Source organism: Intrasporangium sp. (assembly GCF_051961875.1).
In the GTDB taxonomy this organism is placed as follows: domain Bacteria; phylum Actinomycetota; class Actinomycetes; order Actinomycetales; family Dermatophilaceae; genus Intrasporangium_A.
Genome location: NZ_JBQCCV010000158.1, coordinates 1 through 5029 on the forward strand (window position 1 = coordinate 1; position 5029 = coordinate 5029).

The following is a 5029-nucleotide window of genomic DNA, read 5'->3' on the forward strand; positions in this document are numbered from 1 at the left end:
GCCGAGTGCGACGACGAGCACCAGCCCGAGGATGGCCGTGACGTCACGTCCACGGCGGCTCGACATCGCGGTGCTCGCGAGCGCGGAGACCCAGCGACTCAGGGTCACGCAGGTGAGCAGGCCCGCCACGGCAGAGACGACCGCGACGAGTGCAGCGAGGACGGAGACCGACCAGGTCACAAGCGTGCCCGCGATGACGAGCGCGCAGGCGATGGCGGGTAGGCCGAGCACCCCGGCGAGGACGAGCCCGGTGGCGAGCTGCCGGTATGGGATCGCGAAGGTCGTGAACCGGGCCGGGTCGAGAGTCGGGTCCGTGCCGAACGTGAGGAGCGGCAGCAGGCCCCAGGCCAGGATGAGCAGCGCCCCGCCGAGGGGGACGTAGAGCCGGGCCTCGGGCAGGTCGCCGCGCATGGTGGCCACCCCGACTCCTGCCATGACGACGAGGAAGCCGAAGTAGACGATGCCGAGGATCGCGCCGATGGCCTGGGCACGGCTGCGCCGGAAGATGTTGCGCAGCAGCGCGAGCTTCAGTCGGACGAGGTGCGCAACCACTCGAGCCCCTCCACCTCGGTCGCCCCGCCGACGAGGTCGACGAAGCGCTCCTCGAGCGACTCGCCGGCACGGACGTCGTCCACGGTGCCGGTGGCGAGCACCTCCCCGCGGGCGAGCACTGCGACATGGCTGCAGATCCGCTCGACGAGGTCCATGACGTGGCTCGAGAGGATCACGGTCCCGCCAGCCGAGACGAAGTCGGCGAGGATGCGCCGGATGGTCGTGGCAGAGACCGGGTCGACCGCCTCGAACGGCTCGTCGAGCACGAGGACCTTGGGCCCGTGCACCAGGGCCGACGCGAGGGTCACCTTCTTGGTCATGCCGGCCGAGTAGTCGACGACGAGCTTGTCCCGGGCGTCCTCGAGCCCGAGGGCCTTGACCAGCTCCATGGCGCGCTCCGTCGCGACCTCACGAGGCAGACCGCGCAGCAGGCCGGAGTAGGTGACGAGCTGCAGCCCCGTGAGCCGGTCGAAGATGCGCAGGCCATCGGGCAGGATGCCGAGCAGGCGCTTGGCCTCGACCGGATCGGCCCACACGTCGTGACCGAGGACCATCGCGGTCCCCGCATCGGGGCGCAGCAGACCGGTCACCATCGAGAGCGTCGTCGTCTTGCCGGCACCGTTCGGTCCGACGAGGCCGAAGAACGAACCGCGCGGCACGTCGAGGTCGATGCCCTTGACGGCGATGAGGTCGCCGAACCGCTTCCCCAGGCCGCGCACGGCGATGGCAGGTCCTGTCGCTGCCTCGCCCGAGGGCGGTGGCAACATCGATAGCTCGGTCATCTCTCCCCCGACTTCTTCACGCGGCTCGGCCGCTCAGAAGGTACCGGACTCCCCGTCCCCGAGGTAGCGCAGGGCGAGCGTGTCGACGTCGGCGAAGTTCTCGATGTGCATGGCATACATCCGCTTGCCTGCCGTGGAGAGCAGCGCGTCGTGGATCGGCACGAAGTAGCGCGGTGCGATGCGGGACACGAACTCGATCGAGTCGCGGCTCGCGCACCAAGGCGCGTTGAGCGGGTGGGCCAGGATGTCCACGGGGCCTGGCTCGGCGTCATACGCGTCCCCGGGATGGAAGAGGGTCGGGTCACCATCCGTGCGCAGCACGTAGCCCACGTTCGGGATCTGCCGCATCTTGGAGTGGTTGTAGGCGTGCTGCTCCCCCACCGGCGAGACCGCCACATCACCGACCTCGAAGTCCTCGCCCTGACGAGCGCCGATGACCGAGAGTCCTTCGGCGGCACACACTTCCGCCGTGAGGGAGTCCATGTGCACTGCGGCCTGCGGGTTCGCCCTGATGAGTGCCATGGCACGTTCCGGGTCGAAGTGGTCCGGGTGGTTGTGCGTCACGAGGATCGCGTCGATATCGCGCAGGTCCTCGAAGCCCGCCGAGAAGTTGCCCGGGTCGATGAGGATGCGCCGGTCGCCCGTCTCGACGAGAAGGCACGCGTGTCCGAGGTGAGTCAGTCGCATCAACCCAACGTAACCTCCAGCGCCGGGCCTCGCGGCCCCGCTCGTCGGTCATACAGTCGCCGGTCGCCCTACGTTGCCTTCACCTCGCTGACGACGATCCGGTAGCCGTCGTACCAGCGCTGCACCTGGCCCTTGGCTTCGCGGTGCTGTCACCTCACACCGACGCGAGGATCGCGTCGGCCACCTCGTGAGCCTCCAGATCCGTGGTGTCCAGCACGATGGCATCACTCGGGGCGGGCAGCTGGGGAATCGTCAGTAGGTCCCTCAACACCTCGGGATCCATGAGCTTCGCCCGGACGGATCGCTGCGGGTTGACGATGCGGCCCGCGAGCACCTCCGGGTGCGCGCTCAGCCAGACGGGGACGAATCGGGCCCCGCGTCGCCGCGCGAGGTCACGCTTCCCATGCACGAGCCGTTCGTTCTCCGGCTCGTCCGGGAGCCAGTTCGTGAAGACATGGCTGAAGGAAGGCGGGGCCAGCTCCGTCGCCTCGTGCACGACATCGAGCACCCGCCGACGAAGGTCATCCGTGACAGCGAGGTCACCGTTGCCTCGGTGCATTGCCATCGGCACGAACACGGAGTCGTTGATGAGGTGGTTGTCGACCACGATGGCTCCCGTGCGCTGCTCGAGCTCACGGGCGACCGTGAGCTTGCCGACCGCAGGAGGACCAACCAGGTAGAACAACAGCGCCATGGCCGACAGTGTGCCGAACGCCGCCCAGCGCGGGTGACGTTCTAGGGGTGGGCGAGCCCGTTGCGGTAGGCGAAAGTCACGGCTTGGGCGCGGTCGCGGACACCCGTCTTGGCGAAGGCGTGGTTGATGTGGGTCTTCACGGTGGCTTCGCTGACGACGAGTGTCCCGGCGATCTCGCGGTTGGACAGCCCTCGAGCGATCAGAGTCAGCACCTCGGCTTCCCGGGCAGTCAGGCCGGCAGGCAGCCGACCCGCGGGCGGAGGCGTGGGCGGTCCCATCCGGTCGAAGCTGTCGAGCAGCCTTCCCTGCACGACCGGATCAAGGAGCGCCTCTCCACGGCGTACGCGTTCGATCGCCTGACCGATCCGTTCGGCACCTGCGTCCTTGGTCAGGTAGCCGCGCGCCCCGGCGCGCAGCGCCGGGAAGACGGAGTCGTCATCCAGGTAGGTCGTCAGGACGATGACGTGCACGTCCGGGTACGACTCACGGATCAAGCGCGTCGCGGTCACGCCGTCCATCCGGGGCATCCGCAGGTCCATCAGGACCACGTCGGGACGGCTGACCGCCACGACTGACAGCGCCTCCTCGCCGTCGGCGGCCTGGCCCACCAGGTCCACACCCGGCACGTGCCGTAGCGCCATCGTCAACCCGTCTCGGACGATCTGCTGGTCGTCGACGATGACGACCCGCATCGTTGGCTCGCTCATTCGGCGAGCACCGCCGCTCGGTCGAGGGGCAGCCTCACCCTGACCCGGAACCCGCTGCGTCCGTCCGCATGCACCGGGCCCGTCTCGGCCGCACCGCCGAGCAGGACGGCCCGCTCGGCCATGCCGGTCAGGCCGAATCCCGGGGTTGACCGTGCCGATGCCGACGTGTCCCCTCCGAGGCTGGTCACGGTGAGCACGACATGGTCGATCTGCCAGTCCACATGGAGCTGAAGGTCGGCACCGCTCTGGTGCTTGCGGACGTTGCTCAGCGCTTCCTGCGCCGCGCGATACAGGGCCAACCCGGTCTCGGCTGAGACCTCGGCCGGCTCCCCGGACTCGGTGAGCAGGCACTCTCCTGTGGCGGACGCACGATGGGCCTGAAGCAGGACGGGAAGCGCCGATGGACCGATCGTCGGCTGTCCCCTGAGGGCCGAGACGGCCTGCCGGGCCTCGTCGAGACCGTCCCGGGCCAACGCGTGCGCGCGAGTCAGGGCATCCGCGAGCTCAGGATCACCACCAGCCTTCGCGACCATCCGCAGACCGTCGAGGTGGACCACGAGGCCGGACAGGCTGTGTGCAAGGACGTCGTGCAGCTCACGAGCGAGCCGGGCGCGCTCGCCGACCGCGGCCGCGGCCCGCTCCGCCTCCCTGCTGAGCTCCAGCTCGACGAGCAGGTGGTCGGCCCGCGCGCGCAACGCCCGCTCGGTATGCAGCAGGGTGCCGAGGAGGAAGAACAGCGCGGCGCCCCCAGCGACCACCAGGGCGAACAGCGGCGCGTCCGGCTCGGCCAGGAACAGCCCGGCCCCGAAGATCACCACGCCCGCGGTGCAGGCGAGTGCCGCGACCCGACGCGGCATCCGCAATGGGGCGAAGGCCATTGCGAGGTACAGCCCCACGACCGGGCCGTCCGGATCTGCGTGGTGGATCACCGTGGACATCAGGCTGAGCAGCAGCACCAGTCCGGCCGTGACCCGCACCGGTGCGTCATGCCAGAGCAGGAAGAGCAGACCGACCACGGCGTAACCGGCGAGACCGAGCGTCGCGGTCAGCGCGGGCCCGTGCAGGCCGAGGCCGACCGACCCGGCTGCCGTCGCGGCGGCCACCAGGGCAATCACCGCGAGGCCGGTCGGGACGAACCAGTTGGGCCTGTCGCTCACCGGCTCAGCGTGGCAGGCGCGGCACCGACAGAGAAGGAGAACCGCGCAAGAACGACACCTCGGGCCCGGATCTCCATCCGTGGGTGGAGACAGGACAGCCACCCACGGGCCGATGCGGACGGACAGAGCGCGACGAGACGCTACCCGCATCCCATTCCGCCTGATATCCGCACTCCGCCGGAGGTCGCCATGACTCTCGCCGCATCGACCAACACCTTGCCGGTCAACGGCGCCCGCGCTGTGCTCGCGAGAGCCACGGCATTCGCTGGCGTGCTGTACGTGGCCGCCTGGATCGCCGGGCTGCTGGTCGGCCCGACCGCTCCGGCTGGCACCGCCTCGGACATGTCGGTCCACTCCTTCTACGTCGAGCACGCGGGCGCCGCGCTGGTGCAGTCGCTGCTCGTCCACGGCGTCGCGGGTCTCGCGCTCGCCCTTCTGGCGCTCGGCATC

General features: G+C 69.7%; 6 protein-coding genes and 1 pseudogene. 1 reads left to right on the forward strand and 6 read right to left on the reverse strand.

Annotation, left to right across the window (positions count from 1 at the left end):
• From ACTHJJ_RS09520 to ACTHJJ_RS09545, 6 genes and pseudogenes are all read right to left on the reverse strand, one after another.
• Positions 1 to 552 (reverse strand): annotated as a pseudogene (locus ACTHJJ_RS09520) (hypothetical protein); the annotation flags it as partial.
• Positions 528 to 1334 (reverse strand): ABC transporter ATP-binding protein, encoded by an 807-nt coding sequence (locus ACTHJJ_RS09525; RefSeq protein WP_440302703.1) that lies wholly within the window; start codon positions 1332 to 1334, stop codon positions 528 to 530. The gene ACTHJJ_RS09525 and the pseudogene ACTHJJ_RS09520, both read right to left, overlap by 25 nt.
• 33 nt (positions 1335 to 1367) lie before the next feature.
• Positions 1368 to 2021, reverse strand: coding sequence for an MBL fold metallo-hydrolase (locus tag ACTHJJ_RS09530; RefSeq protein WP_440302704.1), 654 nt, complete (start codon positions 2019 to 2021; stop codon positions 1368 to 1370).
• Between the two features lie 154 nt (positions 2022 to 2175).
• A complete protein-coding gene (locus tag ACTHJJ_RS09535; protein WP_440302705.1) occupies positions 2176 to 2715 on the reverse strand; it encodes an AAA family ATPase in 540 nt (179 codons plus the stop codon).
• Between the two features lie 41 nt (positions 2716 to 2756).
• On the reverse strand, positions 2757 to 3422 hold the full coding sequence (locus ACTHJJ_RS09540) for a response regulator (protein WP_440302706.1): 666 nt from the start codon (positions 3420 to 3422) through the stop codon (positions 2757 to 2759).
• Positions 3419 to 4579 (reverse strand): sensor histidine kinase, encoded by a 1161-nt coding sequence (locus ACTHJJ_RS09545; protein WP_440302707.1) that lies wholly within the window; start codon positions 4577 to 4579, stop codon positions 3419 to 3421. The genes ACTHJJ_RS09540 and ACTHJJ_RS09545 overlap by 4 nt, the downstream gene beginning before the upstream one ends.
• Before the next feature lie 189 nt (positions 4580 to 4768).
• Here ACTHJJ_RS09545 and ACTHJJ_RS09550 point away from each other — a divergent pair.
• A partial coding sequence (locus ACTHJJ_RS09550; RefSeq protein WP_440302708.1) for a hypothetical protein occupies positions 4769 to 5029 on the forward strand: 261 nt, incomplete at its 3' end.

Excerpts from the sequence above, each read along its gene's own strand:
- ACTHJJ_RS09540 (WP_440302706.1), bottom strand. The coding sequence starts at position 3,422 with ATGAGCGAGCCAACGATGCGGGTCGTCATCGTCGACGACCAGCAGATC.
- ACTHJJ_RS09530 (WP_440302704.1), bottom strand. The coding sequence starts at position 2,021 with ATGCGACTGACTCACCTCGGACACGCGTGCCTTCTCGTCGAGACGGGC.
- ACTHJJ_RS09535 (WP_440302705.1), bottom strand. The coding sequence starts at position 2,715 with ATGGCGCTGTTGTTCTACCTGGTTGGTCCTCCTGCGGTCGGCAAGCTC.
- ACTHJJ_RS09525 (WP_440302703.1), bottom strand. The coding sequence starts at position 1,334 with ATGACCGAGCTATCGATGTTGCCACCGCCCTCGGGCGAGGCAGCGACA.